Source organism: Clostridium sp. 1001283B150225_161107_B6, assembly GCF_015556325.1.
Lineage (GTDB): Bacteria > Bacillota > Clostridia > Lachnospirales > Lachnospiraceae > Enterocloster.
The window spans coordinates 19,533-39,637 of sequence record NZ_JADNMD010000019.1 but is presented as its reverse complement, the minus strand read 5'-3'; the positions used below and the strand labels follow the sequence as shown (position 1 = coordinate 39,637).

At 50.8% G+C, this 20,105-nt stretch carries 21 protein-coding genes; 5 read left to right on the top strand and 16 right to left on the bottom strand.

Features of this window, described 5'->3' with window-relative positions; translation table 11 throughout:
- Window positions 1-383: 383 nt before the first annotated feature.
- Entirely contained in the window at window positions 384-1,742 is a 1,359-nt protein-coding gene (locus I2H39_RS27640) for a nucleobase:cation symporter-2 family protein (RefSeq protein ID WP_138310044.1), read from the top strand.
- 22 nt (window positions 1,743-1,764) lie between these two features.
- Here the strand turns inward: I2H39_RS27640 and I2H39_RS27635 are convergent, their stop codons facing one another.
- The 8 genes from I2H39_RS27635 to I2H39_RS27600 form a co-directional block, all read right to left on the bottom strand.
- Complete coding sequence (locus I2H39_RS27635) at window positions 1,765-2,385, bottom strand: flavin prenyltransferase UbiX (RefSeq protein WP_138310043.1); 621 nt, start codon at window positions 2,383-2,385, stop codon at window positions 1,765-1,767.
- 46 nt (window positions 2,386-2,431) lie between these two features.
- Window positions 2,432-3,661 carry a UbiD family decarboxylase gene (locus I2H39_RS27630; protein ID WP_264469695.1) on the bottom strand — a complete coding sequence of 410 codons (1,230 nt, stop codon included), beginning with the start codon at window positions 3,659-3,661 and terminating at the stop codon, window positions 2,432-2,434.
- Between the two features lie 75 nt (window positions 3,662-3,736).
- Window positions 3,737-5,413: a recombinase family protein gene (locus I2H39_RS27625; protein WP_019727566.1), complete on the bottom strand. Its 1,677-nt coding sequence runs from the start codon at window positions 5,411-5,413 to the stop codon at window positions 3,737-3,739.
- Between the two features lie 100 nt (window positions 5,414-5,513).
- Complete coding sequence (locus tag I2H39_RS27620; RefSeq protein ID WP_004607973.1) at window positions 5,514-5,741, bottom strand: transposon-encoded TnpW family protein; 228 nt, start codon at window positions 5,739-5,741, stop codon at window positions 5,514-5,516.
- A 417-nt stretch (window positions 5,742-6,158) separates the two neighbouring features.
- On the bottom strand, window positions 6,159-6,419 hold the full coding sequence (locus I2H39_RS27615; protein WP_019727567.1) for a helix-turn-helix domain-containing protein: 261 nt from the start codon (window positions 6,417-6,419) through the stop codon (window positions 6,159-6,161).
- Window positions 6,400-6,840, bottom strand: a complete 441-nt coding sequence (locus tag I2H39_RS27610) for a sigma-70 family RNA polymerase sigma factor (RefSeq protein ID WP_008978027.1) — start codon at window positions 6,838-6,840, stop codon at window positions 6,400-6,402. Before I2H39_RS27610 ends, I2H39_RS27615 begins: the two co-directional genes overlap by 20 nt.
- A 535-nt stretch (window positions 6,841-7,375) precedes the next feature.
- Window positions 7,376-8,365: a 23S rRNA (adenine(2503)-C(2))-methyltransferase RlmN gene (gene rlmN, locus I2H39_RS27605; RefSeq protein WP_008978028.1), complete on the bottom strand. Its 990-nt coding sequence runs from the start codon at window positions 8,363-8,365 to the stop codon at window positions 7,376-7,378.
- Between the two features lie 22 nt (window positions 8,366-8,387).
- Window positions 8,388-8,567, bottom strand: a complete 180-nt coding sequence (locus tag I2H39_RS27600) for a cysteine-rich KTR domain-containing protein (protein WP_002588768.1) — start codon at window positions 8,565-8,567, stop codon at window positions 8,388-8,390.
- 382 nt (window positions 8,568-8,949) lie between these two features.
- Here I2H39_RS27600 and I2H39_RS27595 point away from each other — a divergent pair, with 382 nt between their 5' ends.
- From I2H39_RS27595 to I2H39_RS27580, 4 genes are all read left to right on the top strand, one after another.
- Window positions 8,950-9,303, top strand: a complete 354-nt coding sequence (locus I2H39_RS27595; RefSeq protein ID WP_008978029.1) for a helix-turn-helix transcriptional regulator — start codon at window positions 8,950-8,952, stop codon at window positions 9,301-9,303.
- Between the two features lie 267 nt (window positions 9,304-9,570).
- Window positions 9,571-9,900 carry a plasmid mobilization relaxosome protein MobC gene (mobC, locus tag I2H39_RS27590; protein ID WP_008978030.1) on the top strand — a complete coding sequence of 110 codons (330 nt, stop codon included), beginning with the start codon at window positions 9,571-9,573 and terminating at the stop codon, window positions 9,898-9,900.
- Window positions 9,861-11,207, top strand: a complete 1,347-nt coding sequence (locus I2H39_RS27585) for a relaxase/mobilization nuclease domain-containing protein (RefSeq protein ID WP_008978031.1) — start codon at window positions 9,861-9,863, stop codon at window positions 11,205-11,207. The genes mobC and I2H39_RS27585 overlap by 40 nt, the downstream gene beginning before the upstream one ends.
- A 65-nt stretch (window positions 11,208-11,272) precedes the next feature.
- The gene (locus tag I2H39_RS27580) at window positions 11,273-11,524 is read left to right on the top strand and encodes a helix-turn-helix domain-containing protein (RefSeq protein ID WP_002585088.1); all 252 of its coding nucleotides are present in this window, start codon (window positions 11,273-11,275) and stop codon (window positions 11,522-11,524) included.
- 177 nt (window positions 11,525-11,701) lie between these two features.
- On the opposite strand, the gene I2H39_RS27575 is transcribed toward I2H39_RS27580, so the two are convergent.
- From I2H39_RS27575 to I2H39_RS27540, 8 genes are all read right to left on the bottom strand, one after another.
- Window positions 11,702-12,067: a cysteine-rich VLP domain-containing protein gene (locus I2H39_RS27575; RefSeq protein ID WP_067539660.1), complete on the bottom strand. Its 366-nt coding sequence runs from the start codon at window positions 12,065-12,067 to the stop codon at window positions 11,702-11,704.
- Window positions 12,064-12,270, bottom strand: coding sequence for a transposon-transfer assisting family protein (locus I2H39_RS27570; RefSeq protein ID WP_002569181.1), 207 nt, complete (start codon window positions 12,268-12,270; stop codon window positions 12,064-12,066). The genes I2H39_RS27575 and I2H39_RS27570 overlap by 4 nt, the downstream gene beginning before the upstream one ends.
- A gap of 2 nt (window positions 12,271-12,272) precedes the next feature.
- Entirely contained in the window at window positions 12,273-13,226 is a 954-nt protein-coding gene (locus I2H39_RS27565; protein WP_008978032.1) for a hypothetical protein, read from the bottom strand.
- Between the two features lie 3 nt (window positions 13,227-13,229).
- Window positions 13,230-16,598 (bottom strand): antirestriction protein ArdA, encoded by a 3,369-nt coding sequence (locus I2H39_RS27560; RefSeq protein ID WP_008978033.1) that lies wholly within the window; start codon window positions 16,596-16,598, stop codon window positions 13,230-13,232.
- A gap of 240 nt (window positions 16,599-16,838) precedes the next feature.
- Window positions 16,839-18,929: a DNA topoisomerase 3 gene (locus tag I2H39_RS27555; protein WP_008978034.1), complete on the bottom strand. Its 2,091-nt coding sequence runs from the start codon at window positions 18,927-18,929 to the stop codon at window positions 16,839-16,841.
- Between the two features lie 15 nt (window positions 18,930-18,944).
- The gene (locus I2H39_RS27550; protein WP_002569177.1) at window positions 18,945-19,133 is read right to left on the bottom strand and encodes a hypothetical protein; all 189 of its coding nucleotides are present in this window, start codon (window positions 19,131-19,133) and stop codon (window positions 18,945-18,947) included.
- Window positions 19,130-19,831: a DUF4366 domain-containing protein gene (locus tag I2H39_RS27545; protein ID WP_002585094.1), complete on the bottom strand. Its 702-nt coding sequence runs from the start codon at window positions 19,829-19,831 to the stop codon at window positions 19,130-19,132. Before I2H39_RS27545 ends, I2H39_RS27550 begins: the two co-directional genes overlap by 4 nt.
- Window positions 19,824-20,102: a DUF4315 family protein gene (locus I2H39_RS27540; protein ID WP_002569175.1), complete on the bottom strand. Its 279-nt coding sequence runs from the start codon at window positions 20,100-20,102 to the stop codon at window positions 19,824-19,826. Before I2H39_RS27540 ends, I2H39_RS27545 begins: the two co-directional genes overlap by 8 nt.
- Between the last annotated feature and the right edge of the window lie 3 nt (window positions 20,103-20,105).

Genomic DNA, 20,105 nt, shown 5'->3' with positions numbered 1-20,105 from the left:
CATGTCGGCCTTTGGTAAAGAAAGGTCTCCAAACTTATGTCATGTGTTGTTTTATAAAAAGCCGAAGCTTTGTATTTATTTGTTTATTTTTTGATTATACCAACTCAATCATAAAAGTCAACATTCTCGAAAAAGATTGTCGCTTTATCACAACAGAAAGCAGCTTTTTTGAGCATTATTTACAAATTTCAACTTTTTTTCTCCGTTTCTGCGTCCGATGCATTGCTGGGATTCCAAAAAATTCCTTGTAAATCAAGGCATTTCGCCTGTTTAATTATCATATACACACCACATTTTATGCAAGTTGACAAAATATTGCAAATGACTTATACTCGCTTCGTAGAACTTTTAACATACTTTTCATCAAAGGAGATTTATCCGAAATGAATGCACAAAAGGAAAAAACGAGCCATTCCCTGTATGTCTTTGACAGCAAACCGCCTGTCCGCAAAGCGCTTCCCATCTCATTGCAGCACATCATGGCCATGTTTCTGGGTACAGTAACAGTACCCATCGTCATAGCCGGCGCTGCCGGCGCCGACGCCGCCACCAGGACCATCATGATTCAGTATTCACTGATGATGTCCGCCCTGGCCACCATGATTCAGGTATGCCCCCTGGGCCCTGTTGGCTCCAGGCTTCCCGTCATATTCTGTGCGGGATTTACCTGTGTACCTGTGTTTACTCCCATCGCGGCCCAGTACGGCCTGGCCGGCGTATTCGGCGCCCAGATTCTGTGTGCGGTCATCACCATTGCCCTGGGCTTCTTCGTGGGCAGGCTGCATAAATATTTTCCCACGGTGGTCACCGGCACCATCATCCTGTCCATTGGCCTGTCCCTGTATCCCATTGCGTTGAAATACATGGCCGGCAATGCCAGCTCGCCTACCTATGGCCAGCTGAACAACTGGATTGTGGCCTTTGTGACCCTGGCCGCCGTACTCTTCTTCAACCTGATGTGCAAGGGCGTGGTCAAGATGGCCTCCATCCTGTTAGGCGCTGTGGTAGGATATCTCCTGGCGCTGTGCATGGGCATGGTCCATTTTGACGGTGTGGTCACTGCCAGCTGGCTGGCCGTGCCAAAGCCGTTTTTCTACGGAACCCCCTCTTTTGACTTATCCATGGTGCTGCCCATCCTTCTGATTACCATTGTGAATATCATGCAGTCCGTGGGAGACATAACAGGCACCACCGTAGGAGGATTTGACCGCGAGCCCCGCAGCGAGGAGCTGACCGGAGGCGTGGCTGCATCGGGAATCGCCACCCTGATAGGCGCTGTCTTCGGTGTGCCTGTGGTTTCCTCCTTCAGCCAGAACGTGGGCATTGTATCCATGAACAAGGTGGTAAGCCGCCGGGTCATCACCATTGCCTGTGCAATCATGCTGGCTCTGGGTATTGTGCCAAAATTCAGCGCGCTGGTATCCACTCTTCCGGCTCCTGTTATTGGCGGAGGAACCCTTATTGTATTCGGTATGATTACGCTGACAGGGCTTAAATTAGTATCCAGCGAGCCCCTGACTGCCCGCAACAGCACCATTGTGGGAGTGTCCATAGCCCTGGCCATGGGTCTTTCCACCCTGGAAGGCACTGCGGCTCTGGAAAATTTTCCTCCTCTGGCCCAGGCCCTTCTCTCAAAACCAGTGGTAGTGGCAGGCGTTATGTCCTTCCTTCTGAACCTGCTGGCCCCCGGAAAAACCGTTGACGAAGAGGCCCGGGAGCGTGCAGCCCTGGACGCGGAGTAAGCAAACGCACCATCCCGCCTGTCTACCTGACACAGGCATCCATCCCTGTCCACCGGCATTCAGAGGGTTCACGGATTCCCATCTGGTCCAGAATCCGCGTCACAAAGAAATCCACTAACTCCTCAATGGTCCTTGGGCGGGAATAAAAGCCTGGAGATGCAGGCATTATGACAGCCCCGTAACCGGACAGCTTTGTCATATTCTCCAGATGAATCTGATTGTAGGGCGCTTCCCTGGGTACGATTACCAGGGGGCGCCGTTCTTTCAGGCAGACATCAGCGGCCCGTTCCAAAAGGTTGTGGGAGGAGCCATGGCAGATGGCGGATAATGTACCCATGGAACAGGGGACCACTATCATGGCATCCATGCCGGACGAACCGCTGGCTATGGGGGCGCCGATTGCATGGATATCGTAATGGTGTATCAGCTCCTTTGACCCGAAGGTTTCCTGCAGATATTGTTCCACCTGGCAGGAAGGGGTATCCTGCCCAATCTGCCAGCCAAGCTCAGACTCCACCACCAGTTTCCCCGCCTGGGTCATACAGATACACACATGATGACCGTTCTGAATCAGCCTTTCTATAACCCGCTTCGCATAGACGGACCCGCTTGCCCCGGTGATTCCTACAATATATTTTCCCATTTGCCATGCTCCTTATCTCATATTTTCTGTATTCCGCACAGGGATTTTACTGGTAATCCTTTAAGTCCGCCTTTGGATAGCGTACTCTTTCAAGGCATCTGCTCTCCTCATTCAATGTGGCGTCAATCCCCATCTTAGTCTGCACACCCCGCTCGTCGGAGCATGGGTCCAGCTCATGTCCCTGGGCATTGTGGATATAGAAAATGTCCCTCTCAGGAATGACCCGGTTGGATACCGCCCACATCACGTCTGCAGGGTCATAGATATCCACGTCCTCATCCACCACAATTACATTCTTGATGTTCACATAGGCGGTCATGGCTGCAAGAGCCACATTCTTAGGCTCTCCCGGGTTCTTTTTCTTCATCTGGACAATAGCAAGAAACCCGCTGCCATAAGGGGGAATATGTACATTGGTAACGCCCTTGCTCACATACTGCGTGTGTGTCTTAAGCAGGGGTTCCCTGGGCAGTACATTTCCAAGATTGATGTGCTCAAAGGAGGCGCCGTTAATGGTCTGGTAAATAGCCCCGTTCCTGTGGGTAATGGCCTTTACCTGTACCATGGGGCTGTTCCAGGGCTCGCTGTAATGGCCGGTGAATTCCCCCAGAGGTCCTTCCTTTTCTCTGTAATCCGGCAGGATTTCGCCCTCTATCACAAACTCAGCCATGGCAGGTACATAGATATCGGAGGTAATGCATTTCACCACCTCAATGGGCCTCTTCCGGATGGCGCCTGCAATCTCTGTCTCGTCCCCGTCATAGCGAAGTCCGGCTCCCACATAGATAACAGGGTCCGCTCCTATGACAACCGCAATGGGCAGGGCCTTTCCCCGGCTTTCTGCCTGGTCGTAGAAATCCTTCAGGTGGCGCCACTCGTTAATCATGATGCTGAACTTATCCTTCCCCTTTACATGCATTCTCTGGAAGGACAGATTCTGACGGGTTCCGTCTATCTCCTTACTGACAATCACCCCGCCTGTGATAATGGGGCCGCCGTCCTTTGGCGCATGAATGGGAACCGGAAGGCGTCCCAGGTCAATATCCTCCCCTGTCAGTATGTTTTCATGACAGGGGGCGTCCGCCACCACCTGAGGTTTAATGGGATGTTCCAGGCACTCTGCCAGAAAATCCGTCATCTCATCCTTCCTGCATCCCAGGGCCAGGGCAATGCCGTCCATGGATGCCAGCACATTTCCGCACACGGAAAATTCCTTATCCTTGATGCTGCAGAACAGTCCTGTTTTCTGCCCTTCTGCCTCCAGGGTGGCTAACAGGGAGCCAATTTTGTTGAGGTAAGATAACGTAACCTTTTTTGCAGAGGGTGTTATCTTACCTCTTTTTGATGTATGTTAGATAGCATAACTCTTTACGTCGGCTCCAATCTGTCTGAAATAGGAGATACTTTCAGTAGGCTTGTCGCCTGTATCAACTCTGCCGACAAAGCTATAAAAGATTTCGATTTTGCGGGTGTTCGTTTCCTTATCCAGTTCGTGAATAAGAATGCGGTCAATAAATTCATGGACGTTTTCGTAGGTCAGTTCGGTAATGGCGGTGTATTTGCGTACCAGTGCGACAAACCTTTTCACGTCCGCGCTGCGCTCGGTGGCGTTGTCAATTTCCTGTGACAGTTCCGCAATCCTCCGGGTCAGCGTCTTTTTTTCTTCGTCATAGCCGGAAGTCAGAAAAGCAAATTGTTCATCTGAAAGTTTCCCTAAAGCGTTGTCCTCATAGAGCTTGCGGAACAAGATATTCAGCTCGCTAATCCGGCTCTGCGCCTTGTCAAGCTCTTTCCGTTGCTGCGTCAGCGTCTTTTGTACTGCCTTTGCGCTGCACTCGTTGGCGGTTTCGATAAACTCCTGTTCATGCTCTTTCACATAGGACAATACCCTTTGTAAATCGGCAAGGACAAGTTCTTTAAGGACGCTCTTTCGGATATAATGGGTAGTGCAAAGCTCGCCAGTCCTTATCCTGTTTCGATACTTGCCGCAAGTGTAGGCGTGTTTGCGTTCCAGTGTCCCGGCTCCCTGTTGCAGATACATTTTATAGCCGCAGTCCCCGCAAAAGAGAAGCCCCGAAAAAATGTCAATTTCATCAACCTTTGTAGGGCGGTGTTTGGTGGCAATCCGTTTCTGTGCAAGCTCAAAGGTTTCTTCATCAATCAAGGGTTCGTGTGTGTTGGGGAAGAAGTAACGCTTTTCCTCCGGGTTCTTCTTCGTCTTTTTCGATTTGTAAGATACCTTATAGCTCTTGCCTGTAATGGTATGCCCCAAATACTCTTTACGCGCCAGAATGTCATAGAGCGTCTTATCCGGCCAGTTGTAAATACAATTCGGGTGTGGGCGGGGGTGCCTGTGGCTTCCTGTGCGCCTGTACTGCAATTCTGCAACAGTCAATACCTCATGTTCCCGTAGCCAGTTCTGGATTTCGCAGATACGGTCGCCGCGCACATACATAGCGAAAATCTGTTTTACAATGTGCGCCGTTTCCGGGTCGGGCAATAGATGATTGCGGTCGTTGGGGTCAGCTATGTACCCATAAGGCACTTGCCCGTTGACGCGCTCGCCTTTCTGCGCCTTTGCCTGTTTGACAGCCCGGATTTTCTTTGAAGTGTCGCGGGCGTAAAACTCGTTGAACCAGTTCCGCAGAGGGGTAAACTCGTTATCTTCCCTTGCTGTGTCTACACCGTCGTTAATGGCAATGTAGCGCACTTCATATTCGGGAAAAACAATCTCTATCAGCTCCCCGGTTTTCAGATAATTACGTCCCAGACGGGAGAGGTCTTTTGTTATGACGGTCGCCACGTTCCCGGCTTCAACTTCGTGCAGCATGGCTTGAAGCCCCTCACGCTCAAAGCTCACGCCGGAAAATCCGTCGTCTACGAAAAAGCGCGTGTTGAAAAAGTGGTGTTCGTCAGCATACTTTTGTAAAATCATCTTTTGGTTCTGTATGCTCTCGCTTTCCCCGGCCTGCATATCTTCCTGGCTCAATCTGCAATATAAAGCGGTAATCTTGTCTGTCTGTAACATTTTGTCCTCCTTTCCGACGACAGACAAGCATGGCATTTGTACTGTCTATATTATACCACATACCGCTGCCTGTGTCATGTATAAAATGTGAAGAAACGCCCTATTTCCGGGCGTTTGCGGGGTTCAGTTCCATGTCTTTGCGAATGAGTTTTTTTATCTTTTTATCCAGTGTGTCCGTTGCGCGTTCACTTGCGGACGAACATACAAGGTAAGTAACTTTTCCTATTTTATGCTCCGTTGTGGTAACGGGCGTTTGGTTTTGCGTCAAAGAAAATCCCCCTTTCTTTCGCAAACATATAATACAGTCTATGAATAGCAGCAAGTCCACTATTCAATAAAACAAAGGCTTTAATCGGACGGTTATTAGCATAACCTCATGGGAATTTCACCCCGGCATGGTTCTCATGCAGCCCTACCCATTGCCTGCGACGCTCTTAACGCTCGGACTGTGGCTGTAAGGAAGTATCATTGTATATTCTGCGTGTCGTCGCCCGCAAGCCGCTACACTTGCTTTCCGGCGCGGTGTTGGTCGCTCGGCTGTCCGGGCGGGGATAACCTCACCCGGATAGCGTCATGGCGCACCCGCCGTATGGCTCGGCGCAAAAGGAACGTATCCGATTTGCCCTATGCTGCGCCGCCGTTATCTTGCGCCGCTTTCTTTGTCAAGGTTCAGAATGGCTTTGCTGCCGCGTCAGCAGCGGAACGGAAAAGGGGGAGAGAGAAAGCGTCCCGCCGCCGCTGCGGTTTATTCCTCTGCCTTAAAGGTGAGGACAGCCATCATCAGTTTTGCTTGCAGCCGTTCCCGAATGTCGTGGTCTACGCCGAAATAGACATTCCCGCGCTCGTCGTACAGCTTCCGCATGGAGAGGCGGGCTATGTAGCCGCTGAAATGCTGCAAGACAATCTTCATAGCGTCCGGGTCGCCCTTTGTCGCTACCACAATGACAGGATAGGGAACAAGGGCATTTTCCGGGTAGCCGGGTTCGTTACCATTCGTCCCATTCATCAGCATTTTCCTCCAGATATTTTCTTAATCTCTCAAAAGAGCTTGTCCGCCTGTACTGTATCGTGCTTCTCGACGTATTGAACAGTTCCGCAATCTCGGTATCGTTCATTCCCTCGAAGTAATACAGCAGTATGGCTTTGCGCTTTTCTTCCGGCAAAGTACGGATTGCTTCAAGAAGCAGCTTTGGCGTGATTTTCTTCCCGGCTTTCTCAAAGACGGTTTCAACAGTTTCCCGTTTGAAATATTCATCAAACGTATGAAGCTGTCGCGCTTCGTCTAAGGTCATGTCGGAAAAGGTCACTTCCTTTGCCCTGTGTCTGCGAAGCTCTCTATGAGTGTCGCACGCTTCATTGTGAAGTACCGTATTACAAAACTTCTGAAAAGCACACTGTTTGTAAAACTCCCTGCTGTTAGGTTCCACATTCTCACCTCCTTTCTCGTTGGAAAGTTGGTGGTGCTTCCCCCTTTTCGCGGGGCAATACGGCGGTTTTCAAAAACGCCGAAGATTTTTTGAAATTTCTTCAAAAAATTTTTTGAGCAGCAAAATGCGCCTGTCCGAAAAGCCCGGACAGGCGCATTGGTATTGTGAGTAGTATTTAGATGATTAGACAGTTCATATATACAAGCGTAATTTCCCCCGGTGGTGGTCGGGCTTTTTTTGATGTGTCAATGACCGTCGGATTTTGTCGATATGGTATGTGCTTCATGGCGGCTACCTCCTTTAGCCGCCGCTTTTAACAGTGATACCGCGTCATTTCTTGAGAAGATAAAAAGAAACGGCGGCTTTGATTTTTCAAAGCTGCTGCGGAAATCAAAGAACGACAAGCAACAGTTCTGATTTTGCTCCAATATGGTTATTGGGGGCACAAATTAAATCAAAAAAGAGCCGATAACAGCAGTATTTCAAACTGCATATTATCGGCTCTGCGTCTGTGCGTCTGGCTCTTTTAATTAAATTATTTTTGTTGTTTTTTGGCTTTATTATATGTATTAGCTAACTGTCCACAAGCTGCTTTAATCTCTCTACCATGAGAAACTCTCATGGTAACTTCAAGTCCTGTTTGCTCTAATTGATGTTTGAACGCAACCATTTCTTGTTTTTGTGGTGCTCTAATTTTTGAATTACTCGTCGGGTTGTATTGCAGCACGTTAATCATAACATTTTTGCCCTTAAACCATTTTGCAAGTTGCCTTATATCTGAGGAACGGTCATTTATACCTGGTAAAAGCAAATACGCAAATACCACTTTTCGATTATGCCTTTGTGAATAGGACAATGCTTGCTTAACAACATCTTCAATAGCGTACATGTGCATATGAGGAATGATACAGTTTCTCACAGCCTGTGTTGCTGCATGTAAAGATATTGTCAACTGAATTTTTAGATGTTCTTCGCGCAATTTTTTTAATTGATTAACTGGACCAACTGTTGATATGGTAATGCCGTCGGTTGGAAAGTTAAGTCCATTTCTATCTCGAAGAATATGGATTGCTGCAATCAAGTTGTCGTAATTGAATAAAGGTTCTCCCATTCCCATAAAAACGATACGATTTACTTTTTGACGTATCAATATGACCTGCTGCACAATTTCAGACGGTGTTAGATTACGAACGAAACCATTGCGTCCGGACTCACAAAAAATACAGCCAACAGAACAACCAACTTGCGTACTTACGCAAACAGTCCCACCATCTCGCCGTTTAATAAAAACCGTTTCGATATACCTGTTGTCTTTCAATTCATAAACATACTTTTCAGTATCGCTACTTTTATAGACTTTTTTTGTTGATATTGATAGATTTTTTTTGTGAAATGGCTGTTTATACAATTTCGCATATAAGGCTCTTGCTTTATCCTCTCCAATTACTTCCGACATTTCTTTGTAAGTAAATCCGTATGGGTCATTCAATATTTCCGTAGGTGTACTTTTAGGTAAGTGTTTCATTTAATATCCTTCCTTTTCAAAATTAAAAAGTTTGTTTTTCAGAGTTTTTGATTATGATTTCTAATTTTTCAACATCAACGATATGTGTTAATTTACATTTAGGGCAGAAAAGAGGAAAATTTCTTAATACCGTATTATAAAATACTTGAACCCTCGTCTTTCCGTTACAAATTGGACATTTTATCCAATATTTTTCAAGCATAATATTTCTCCTTTTGCGCAAAAAAATACAGGTCAATTCTCAACATGAGCATTGACCTGCATTTATACATATAACACTACAACAAAATTAAGGCATAGTTTTTATACTATGTCTATACATCGTTAGTTTTGTTGTATAGCATACGCAAAATAAGCATGACAAAAAAGCCCATATTGAAAATGGGAAAAATCTTTTTTAATTTCAATGCTTATCGAATACGCATGCTATGTAACATAAACATTTCCCCCCTTTTAATAATACTATACAAAAAAAGCGGCTAGTTGTCAACATATACATATGAATTATTTTAGTCAACTGATAGAACAGTGTAGACATATCCAAGAGGAAAGGTGAACAGTAAAATGTAATAGGGTGAATAATTATGGCAAAAAGACCAGTACCGAAATACGACTTCAAGGCTTTTGGGGCAGCGATAAAGGCGGCGCGGACAGGGCGCAAGGAGAGCCGCAAGAAAGTAAGCGACGAAATGTTTATCTCGCCGCGTTACCTTGCGAACATTGAGAACAAGGGGCAGCACCCAAGTTTACAGATTTTCTTTGAGCTTATGCTCCGCTACAATATATCCGTAGACCAGTTCCTTTTGGAAACGCCGCCGGAGAAGAACACGCAGCGGCGGCAGCTCGACGCGCTTCTTGACGGTATGAGCGATACAGGCATACGGATTGTGACCGCAACGGCAAAAGAGATTTCCGAAGTCGAAAAAGAGGGCGAATAGGAATGTCCGGCTTAAAACTGAACAGGATTTAGAAAGCGTTGCAATCTTTTTTGAATTGCAGCGTTTTTCTTTTGCGGAAGTTTGGCAAAATAGCTTTTTCTCCGTAGTAAGGGATAAGGGCATAAGGGATAAAAACATTCGTAGCAAGCATAGGAAGCGGGTACCCACTTCCGTATTTTCGCCCTCCCGCGCTGCGGCGCGTCGGTTGAAAATGGCTTGTTGGGAAGTGTCCCAAACCCTCGGAACGGAAAGGAAAGGAGCGAAGCAATGGACGGACGGAAAAGGACGGTGCAAATCAAATTCAGAGTGACGGAAGCGGAACGGGATTTAATACTGGAAAAAATGAAGCTCGTACCCACCCGGAACATGGCGGCGTATCTGCGGAAGATTGCCATTGACGGGTATATCATTCAGATAGACCACGCCGATATAAAGGCAATGACCGCAGAGATACAGAAAATCGGTGTCAACGTCAACCAGATAGCCCGCCGCGTGAACGCGGCGGGGAACGCATACCAAGAGGACATAGAGGAAATAAAGGGGGTGCTTGCGGAGATATGGCGGTTACAAAGATTAAGCCTGTTAAAAGCACCCTAAGCAAAGCCCTTGACTATATCGAAAACCCGGACAAGACGGACGGGAAAATGCTCATATCCTCTTTCGGCTGCTCCTATGAAACGGCAGACATTGAGTTCGGCTATACCCTCTCGCAAGCACTGGATAAGGGCAGCAATTTAGCCTTTCACTTGATACAGTCCTTTGCGCCGGGGGAAGTGGACTATGAGAAAGCCCACGAAATCGGGAAGCAGCTTGCCGACGCGGTGACAAAGGGGCAGCATGAATATGTTGTGACGACGCACATTGACAAGGGGCATATCCATAACCACGTCATTTTTTGCGCGGTGAATTTTGTAGACCATCACAAATACAATTCCAACAAAAGGAGCTATTACGGCATACGGAACATGAGCGACAAGCTGTGCCGGGAAAATGGCTTGTCCGTCGTCGTCCCCGGCAAGGGCAGCAAGGGAAAGAGCTATGCGGAGTACCAGGCAGAAAAGACGGGTACAAGTTGGAAAGGCAAGCTAAAGATTGCCGTTGACGCGCTTATCCCCCAAGTTTCCAGTTTTGAGGAATTGCTAACGCGGTTACAGGCGGCGGGCTATGAGATAAAGCCGGGGAAATATGTTTCATGCCGCGCCCCCGGACAGGAACGCTTCACCCGCCTAAAAACCCTCGGCGCAGACTATACAGAGGAAGCCATAAGGGAACGGATAGCGGGCAGACGGGCAAAGGCGGCGAAAGCCCCCAGAGAGCAGCGCGACGTTTCGCTGCTTATCGACATTGAGAACAGTATCAAGGCGGCGCAGAGTAAGGGCTATGAACAGTGGGCGAAAATCCACAATCTGAAACAGGCAGCTAAAACCATGAATTTCTTGACGGAACACAAGATTGAACAGTACGCGGATTTAGTCAGCCGGATTGAGGAAATGTCAGCGGAAAGCGGACAGGCGGCAGACGCATTGAAGAACGCGGAAAAGCGGCTTGCGGACATGGCGGTGCTTATCAAGAATGTTTCCACCTACCAAAAGACAAAGCCCGTCTATGACGCATACCGCAAGGCAAGGAACAGGGAGAAGTACCGCGCCGGACAGGAACAGGCGATTATCCTACATGAAGCCGCCGCAAGGTCGTTGAAAGCGGCGGGCATTGCAAAGCTCCCGAACCTTGCCGCGCTGCAATCGGAGTATGAAGCCCTCCAAGCGCAGAAAGAAGCCCTTTACGCCGACTATGGGAAGCTGAAAAAGAAAGTCCGGGAATATGATATTATCAAGCAGAACATTGACAGCATTTTACAGGCAGACAGGCAGCCGGAACGTGAAAAGGGAACAGAGCGCGGATAAGGATAGCAAAATCCCCGCCGCTGTGCTATGATAAGGCTATCAAATACAGACAGGAGCGTTGAAGCATGGAAAACCAGAAAATGCCGGAATATGAAACCATACGCGCCGCCGTTGCCGGGGAAAAATGGGCGGTGGAGAAAGTCGTGGAGTGCTACAAGGACGAAATCGACAGGCTATCGACGGTAGCGGTCAGACAGCCGGACGGAAGCACGAAACAGGAAATCAACGAAGATATGCGCCAGTCTATCACAAAGAAGCTGATAGAAGCCCTCCCGCAGTTCCCACTTGAAGAAATGGAAAAGGGAAATGTCAGATAGGCAAAAAAAGAACAGGACGCGGAAGCCGGTATATGACTTCCGCGCCCTGTCTTTTTATGGGTGCTGTTTTCGTGAATGTTACGCAGTAGAACGCCATTTTCGGGGATAAAGGTATAAAGTATCGCCTATCCGATTTTCACGCCCGGAAAGCCCTGTAAATCAAGGGATTTTCCGCGCCTACTGCGTAACAGGGGTGCGTCTTTTCCTCATGCGCTCGGCGGCTTGTCTGCGGGTGATACGCTTCCGGCAGACGGGGCAGTATTTGACACTGTTAGAGGTTGACGCAAAGAACGCGCCGCACTCGGTACATTTCTTCTTATCCCCTGTCTGGTAAAGCTCCGCATAGAGCAGCCTGTCGGCGGGAAGCACCGCAACCCGGAACCACTTGCAGAGAAGCGAATAGGAAATGAGCTGCGGACATACGCATTCGTCTCCGTCGTCCAGTAAGATACAGTTCCCGTTATCATAGTTGCAGCACGTCCGGCGCACAAGGGCGTTGACTTTCCGGCTCTGGGGCGGCGTCAGCCGCTTAACCCCGTTCATACTTCATCAGCGGCGTAAATGGGAAGCTCTGCAAATTCCGCTTCGGTCAAAGCGTCCACTTTGGAAAGGGTGCGCTTTGCAAGCTCCCGCATATCCGCGTCCATGTAGGGCAGCGCGGCGTTGACATTCTCAATCAAAGCCCGCTTGCCGCCCTCGTTGTAAATGCTCAAAAGGTTTGTTTCTTCAACAGTCAGTCTAATCATGCTCATACCTCCATATCGTGATTTTTTGTTTTTGCCGCCGCCTTTTTCGGGGCGGTCTTTGCCTTGTCTGCTTTAAGCTGCGCCCGGATAGAGGGGCGGGGCTTCCTTATCTCCCTGTCCCGGTTCTCCCCCTTGTCAATCAGCGCATACGTCCCATGTCTGCCCTCGATTTTGGAAAAGGAAAGAGTCTTATAGGGCAGCATGGAGAAAAGGCGGTCAGTGTCCTTTGTGGCTGCAAGCCGCATGAACGCCGGGGAAAGCTCTGCCATGAAATGGGTCTTGTTCGGGCTATTCGGCTCATAGTGCCGCTTCATTTCCCGCACAATGCGCCGCGCTTCCGTTTCAATCAGCCCGTCCCGCAAGGCTGTGATATGCGCCTTGAAGTCCCCCGGTGGAAGCTGCTCCCGGCTGCGCCGTTCTTCCTGTAAGAGTGATTGCAGCGCGTCCGGGTCGTCGGGTAGGGCTTCAAAGCGTTCAAACTTCCCAAGCTGCGGGTCTGGGTTGCCGTTGAAGAACCGTCCGGCGGGTATCTCCCTTTCCCCTCGCTCATAAATCAGCTTCACCGTATCGGCGGGCAGTTCCTTTTCCTTGACGCGCTCATAATGTTTAGCGTAGTCCAGTTCGTACAGATTGCCCTTAATTTTCCCGCGCTCCTTTCCCGTCAGCTCGATTGCATAGGCAAGGACGCGGTCGCTTGTCTGCTCCATGTAGAAACGCCATGTGTTGTGGGGCGCGGTGTCTTTGAGGAAAACGTCGCGCTCCCGGAAACAGTGCGTCCCGGACGGGCGGCAGAACCACAAAAGGGTCTTGTCCTCCCTGTTGGGGCTTGCCGCCGCCTTTGCGATAATCTCTTTGTCAATGTCTAAGTCGCTCTGGTAAAAGCCTGTGTTCTGCTTCATAATCGCTTCAAGGGAAGCGAACAAATCCACGTTTTCAAATTTACTCTGTTCCGGCATGGGTCAGCTCCTTTCCAAGTCCTGTGACTTCTGCTTTGCGTTTTTCTTCTGCGCCTTTTCCTTGTCGGCTCTAAGCTGCGCCCGGATAGAGGGCTTTTTTTCCGGCTTCGCTCCCTTGCCGCGCTCCTTGTCGGCTTTGACAGCGTTAGCCAGGTCAACAAGGGAAATCTGCTCGCCCGCCTTTACCTTTGCTTCCAGTTCGTCAACGGTGGGGGTGTTGTTGATGATACCGTCAATCATGTTTCCGTTCTGCTCTATGGTCTGCTCGGCGGTTTTCAAGGGATTGTCCCGCTGCGCCTGTTCTGCGGCAACGGCAAACGCCCGCGTCCCATTCCCCATAATCAGATACTTTCCGTCGTCCGACTGGTGGTGAAAGCCATATCCGGCGGCTTCTATCTGCTCCCGGCTCATAGCGGTTACATGGAAAGTCCCTCTCGGTGTTTTGACAGTTTCGCCCGTTTCCAAGTCGTCCGGGGTAAGCTGCTTCTGCTCCTGTAAAAACTCCGGCACTTCCCGGAAACCTACACTGTCAACGAAATGCGCCGCGTCCTGTCCGTCCTGATGAAGCACTACCACGTCCGAAACGGAAAGGCTGTGTCCCTTAAAATCTTTGGGGTGGTCGATATTGAAACGGGTGTAAATATCTTCAAGGGAAGTTTCCGGCGCAAGGGGCGCGGAATAGACAAGCTCATAGTTCGCCCTGTCAACCACATTTCCCGCCGCCTGCAGGCGGTCGTATGGCTCAAAGCGGAAATCCCTTGTTTCGTCCCCGCCTTTTATCTGGTAAATGGAAAAGGTGTCTTTGTCCTGTCCGGCGGTCTGCGCCGTTTCCTGTGCCTTTGCGTAAAGCTGCTTTACGTCGCCCTCGGTCAGCCCGCCGCTTTTGAGCTGCCCCATAAGCTCGCGGCATTTCTCCGGCGTTCCCGTATAAAGCACGTCGCCCATTTTCGCCCGCCCGTTCTCCTGTGTCACATAGGCTTGCAAGAGGTGGCTGTTTTCCGGGCTGTCGCCGTAAGGGTTCCGGCGCATCTTGTAAATCGTTTCCGGGGTAAAGGCTTCTTTCGGGGCTGCGCCCGCCTTTTCCTGTGCGCCGGATTTTCCCGGTGCGGCTGCTTCCGGCTTCTCTTTCCCGGCTGTATCTGCCTTTGCCGGGGCTTCCGGCTGCGGCTGTTCTTTCGGGGCTGCCTTTTCCTCTCTGGTGGGCTGCTCCTGTCCGGCGGTCTGCTCCTTGTCCTGTGCCTTTTGCAGCTCCGCAAGATTTTCGTCTATGGAATTGATAATCTCGGCGGCTGCGCTGCGTATCGTTTCAAGGGAGCTTTTCAGCTCGGACAGCTCCCGCCCGCTGCTCCACCCGGCGACATAGCCGAAAGAGTAGTCCGACGTGTCAAGCCCGTAATGTTGGCAGACAGTATAGGCGACGCTTTCCGCTTCGACTTCGCGGGTGCGGCGGTCAACGTGGGGCTGCTGCTCGTCCTTTGGCGCGTTGAGGTCAATGTCGTGCAGCTTCGCATGGGCGATTTCGTGAATGGCGGTCTTTAAGGTCTGTAATTCGCTCATGCCCTCGTTGATAGCAATGCGCTTGTCCTCCAAGTGGTAGTAGCCATGAGAGCCGCCCTCGATATTCTCAAAGGCGATAGGAACGGGGGAAGTCTTTTCAAGGGCTGCGAAAAAATCCTTGTAGCGGTCAACGTCGCCCGTCAGCTCGTCAACGGCAATATCCGGCAGCTCCTTTCCCTCGGTCTGGGAAACGTCAAAGACGGATACCACCTTGTAGGCGGGTATGGTGACTTCCTTTTCCTCGGTGACGGGCTTTCCATCCTTGCCGATTATGGGCTTCTGTGTGTGCGGGTCGATTTTCTGCATTTCCTGTTTGATTTTATAGGGCGACGGGGCAATGATTTTAATTCCCTTTTGCCCTTTCATCACGTTTCGCTCAAAGTTATTCTTCCAAGCGGAAAAGCCCGCCACAAGGGAAGCGTCCGGCTTCTGCATGGCGATAAGGACGGTGTTTCGGAAGCTGTAATTATGGAATTTTGACATGACTTTCAGATATTCCTTGTAACGCTCGCTGTCAAAGAGTTCCGCAATACCCTGTTCCAGACGGTCGGTAATCTCTTTTAATTTCTCGGCGGGCTTCTCGCTCGTCAGCACGATAGGGATAACCGGGCGCGGCTCCTGTGGCTGCTCTGCGGTCTGCGCGGTTCTCTGCCCCGGCGCGGCTGCGTCAAAATCTGCTTTTTCCGGGTCGGGGCGTGACCGCTGCGGGGGCTGCGGCGTTACCCGGTATTCCTGTGGAACGTCGCGCCCGTCGTACCATTCTGTAAAGGTGTTGCGGTTGTTGTAGATATAGCCCTTTTCGGTAAACATACCGTCGTCGTTAATGGAAGCGTCGCGCCCGTATTCCTCATACATGAAATACTTTTTCGCTTCTTCGGGCAGTTCGGGTTCTTCCAGTTCATCAACCAGATAACGCCCGTATTCTTCTTCATTGTGGACGGACGGATAAATCCAGTAGCAGTCAAGGTTTTGTGCAAGGTTGATGATGTCCTGTAAGCTGTCGGCATGGTCGCCGTATTCAATGGCTGCAATGAATTTCTCCCGGTCGTCGTCAAACTGCATTTCCAAGAGCTTCCCTAAATAGTTCAGCTCGTCGGGGTGGGAATACTCGCTTAAATGTTCCGCCAAGCCGGGGATAGGGGATTGAAATTCTGTGAAATGCCATTCCTCGTAATGCTTGAAGTCAATCCCGATACGGTCAAAGACTTCTTTCAGATGTTCGGCAGTCGTGGGGAACGTCACCCATTCGCCCGCGGGTCTGCCCTCGGTGTACTTCCCAAGATTGGAAAGATAGCCGCTTAAAATCGGTTCTGCCATTTGTTCGCTCCTTTCTTTTTCAATCATGCGGTGCATAAGCTCAAAATCCTCAATGCTCATGCTCCCGTCAAATACATAGGGGTTAAAATCCTCTCCGTCCCGGTAGGGCTTTTCGGAAAAGGGAAGCCCCGCTTCATGGGCGGCTGCCCTCGCTTCCTCGATAACCTCCGGGGGAAGCCTGTCGTCATGCGCCCCGATAAAACCGTCAATGTCGTTCATGCTGTTTTCGTAGTGGTAGCGCACTCCGGCGGTCAGCTCGTCAAGGCTCATGTCCTCGCCTAAATGCCCGCAGTAATAGCCGTTTAGGATAACGGCGGCGGGGTCGGTGCTTTTGATTTCCTCTAACCGGCTCCTGTCCTCCGGGTAGAGGGTGTCGTCCATATCAAGATGAAAATATTCCGCGTTCCATGAACGCCCCTGTTTCCAGAACGCCACCCATGCGATACCGTCCCTAAGCTCGTCTTGATAGTCCTTTACGGTGTCCCGTAAACTTGCCATAGTGAAAAACCTCCTTTCTTTGGGGCAGCGTCACAAGCTGCATTTTTGGGCTGCATGGTCTACTACGGGTACGCCCGCATTTCTGCCAAAGATTTCTCAAAAATTTTTAGAGGGTGAAGCCCTCCGCAAAAGAGGGTTTGGGAAACTTCCCAACAAGCAAAATCCCCGTCCGGCGCGTCAGCGTCGCAACGGGGATTTACGGAAGTGGGTACCCGCTTCCTATGCTTGCTATTCAAGTTTTTAGTTCTTCTGTACTTCGATACGGTAGTTGACGTATTTCCCGCCAGTGTCAGCCAGAACGATAGTTCCGTCATAGGTCTTGCCTGTTTTCGGGGAATAGAGCTTCTTCACATTCACTTTGCCGGATTTAAGGAGCGCGGCGGCAATCTTCGCGGAAAAAGCGGTCTTGCGTTCCTCGAAAAAGCGGTCATTCTTCCACATGACAAAGGCACATTCTTTGTTGCTGCAATAATAGTTTTTCTTCCCCTCATGGACGGGGGAACCGCAACGGGGGCATTTGCCGACAGAGGGCTTTTCCTCCCGGAACAAATCCTTTTTCCCGTCCAGTGCTGCGGCGTGTGTCTGCACAAGCTCCCGCGCCATAGCTTCAATGCCGGACAGAAATTCGCCGGGGTCTGCGGCTCCCTTTGCTATCTGCGTCAGATTGTTTTCCCATTCTGCGGTAAGCTGCGGGGAAGTGAGCATATCCGGCAAGACTGATATAAGGGCGGCTCCGTTCTGCGTGGGGATAAGCTGCTTCCCCTTGCGCTCTGCAAAGCCGCCCTTTACCAGTTTTTCAATGACGGCGGCGCGGGTGGCGGGAGTGCCAAGCCCCCGGCGTTCCGCGTCCGGGTCGGTGTCCCCGTTCCCGGCTCGCTCCATAGCAGAGAGAAGCGACGCTTCGCTGTGGGGCTTCGGCGGCGTTGTGGTATGCTCCGTTACTTTTGCGGCGGGGTTAGGAAAGTTCTGTCCCTCGGAAAGCTCCGGCAGCGTCACGCCCTCATTTTCCCCGTCCTCTGCTTCGGGCTTATCTTTCAGCGTCGCCCGGTATCTGCGTTCAAGCTCTTTCCAACCCTCCGCAAGTACGGTCTTTCCCCTTGCGGTGAAGTCTGTCCCGGCGCATGAGAAAACCGCCGTAACCGCTTCATAAATATGCGGCTCGGCGGTGGCAAAAAGCAGACGCGCCCCCGCAAGGGTAAGGATATTCTTCTCGCTTTCCGGCAGCGCGTCCGGGTCAGCCTTTGCAAGCTCCATAGTGGGAATGATTGCGTGGTGGTCTGATACTTTCTTGCTGTCTAATACCTTTGCAATCTCCGGCGTGAAGTCCGCGCCCGCCATAAAGGGGAGCTTTTCGCAAAGCAGCGCGATAATGTCCGCTGCGGTGCCGCCCATGTCGTCAGTAAGAAAGCTGCTGTCCGTCCTCGGATAAGTAAGGAGCCGCTTTTCATAAAGGGATTGTGCAAGGTCAAGGGTCTGCTTTGCGGTGTAACCGAAAATGCGGTTCGTTTCCCGCTGCAAAGAGGTAAGGTCAAAGAGCTTTGGCGGGGCTGCGGTTTTCTTCTCTCTGGTAAGGGAAACGCATACCGCCTTTCCCGCTTCGCAAGCCCCTTTCAGCGCGTCGGCTTCTGCCTTGTCCGAAATCCTTTCGCTTGCCGCGTCCGCGCCGGATAAATCAAGGCGAACATGATAATATTTTTCTTTCTGGAAATGGGAGATAGCCGCGTCCCGGTCGGTGAGCATTTTTAAGGTCGGGGTCTGGACGCGCCCCACGTTCAAGGTCTTTCCATACAGGCAGGAGAAAAGCCGGGTGGCGTTAATGCCGATAAGCCAGTCAGCCTTTGCGCGGCAGAGGGCGGACGCAAAGAGCGCGCCATAGTCCCGCCCGTCTTTGAGGGAAGCAAAGCCCGCCTTAATCGCCCCGTCCTCCATTGAAGAAATCCACAAGCGGCGCATGGGCTTCTTGCAGCCCGCCACTTCGTAGACAAAGCGGAAAATCAATTCACCCTCGCGCCCCGCGTCACACGCATTTACCACTTCGGAAACGTCGGCGCGGTGCATAAGCTCTTTAATGGTTTTGAATTGCTTCCCCTTGTCCGGGTCAACGGCGTACTGCCATTCCTCCGGCAGAATGGGTAAGCTGTCAAAACTCCATTTTTTATATTGCTCCCCGTAGGCGGCAGCTTCCGCAAGCTGTACCAAATGCCCGACGCACCATGAAATGAGGTAGCCGCCGCCCTCGATATACCCGTCCTGTTTCCCCTTAATGCCAAGCGCGGCGGCGATAGTCTGCGCCATGCTCGGCTTTTCTGCAATCACAAGTCTAAATGCCATGAAAAAATCCTCCTTTCAGCGTTCCGGCGCGGTGTGCTTCTTCTCCTGTGCCTGTTTCAGACAATAGCCGATACAGGGGGATTGCGCCTTATAAGGGCAACGCATACACGCCGGGGATTTTGGAACGGGCGGCGCACTGTCACGCCGCCCGGTGGGTCTTTGTACCATCATTTTTTCTAAAGGGTTTTCGGTGAAAAGCGTCATGCTTCCTCGTCCTCCTGTTCTTCATCAGAAAGCCCGTCCCCCTCGTCCTCGTCGTAATCGTCAAAATCGAAATCTTCAAGGTCGGTGTCGCCCTTGACGTTCTGCTTTGGCTTCATAAACTTAAAATAATAGAACGCGCCCCCGCCGCCAAGAAGTGCCACGACAAGGAAAAGCACAAGCCCGCCTGTATTGCCTTTCTCTTTGGGCTGCTCTGTTGGTTTCTCGGTTTCCGGCTCCGCTTCCTTGCCGCTGCAAGCGGTCATGTTGTCCTTGCAGACAGGGCAGCTCACATTTACCTTTCCGGCTTCGCATTTATCGGTGCAACTGCAAACGGCGGGCGGGGCTGCTTCGGTGCTTCCGTCCTCCATAAGTGCTAAGAGGTCGGCTTCGTCCACTTGATTAAGGAAATGTACGGTGTCCTCGCCCTCGTCGTCCCGGTCAATGAGGATATAAAAGTAATTGCCGTTTTTGGTCGTTACGGTGATAAGCTGCTTGTTGCCGCCGAAATCGTCTACAAGGGTCGCGTTCCCGTCCGGGGTAAGGGGTTCTTCCTTTTGGGGTTCCTCGTAGACAACGCCGCTGTCGTTGGTGTCGTCCTCTCCCTCCGGGGTCTGTGCAAAAGCGGTGACGGAAAAGCCGCCCATAAGTACAAGGGCGGCGCAAAGTGCGGTCAAGGTTCTAAGGATTTTCTTATTCATTCTCGGTGTCCTCCATTTCTTCGGTGTCATGGTCTGCGGGTTCTGCGGGGTAGCCCGGCGCGGCTTCCATACCCGGAATACCGCCCCCGGAAAGCATAGCGGAAAGCTCATGCGGGGAAAGGCGCATGGAGCGCACAAGCTGTACGATTTGCAGGTTTTCCGCTTCGGTTTTCTGCGCTTCAAGCCCCCTTAATCTGTTCTGGTACTCGGTGATTTTCTCGCGGGTCTTTGCAATCTCTTTGTCGATACGTTCAATTTTGTTCATAGCCATCAA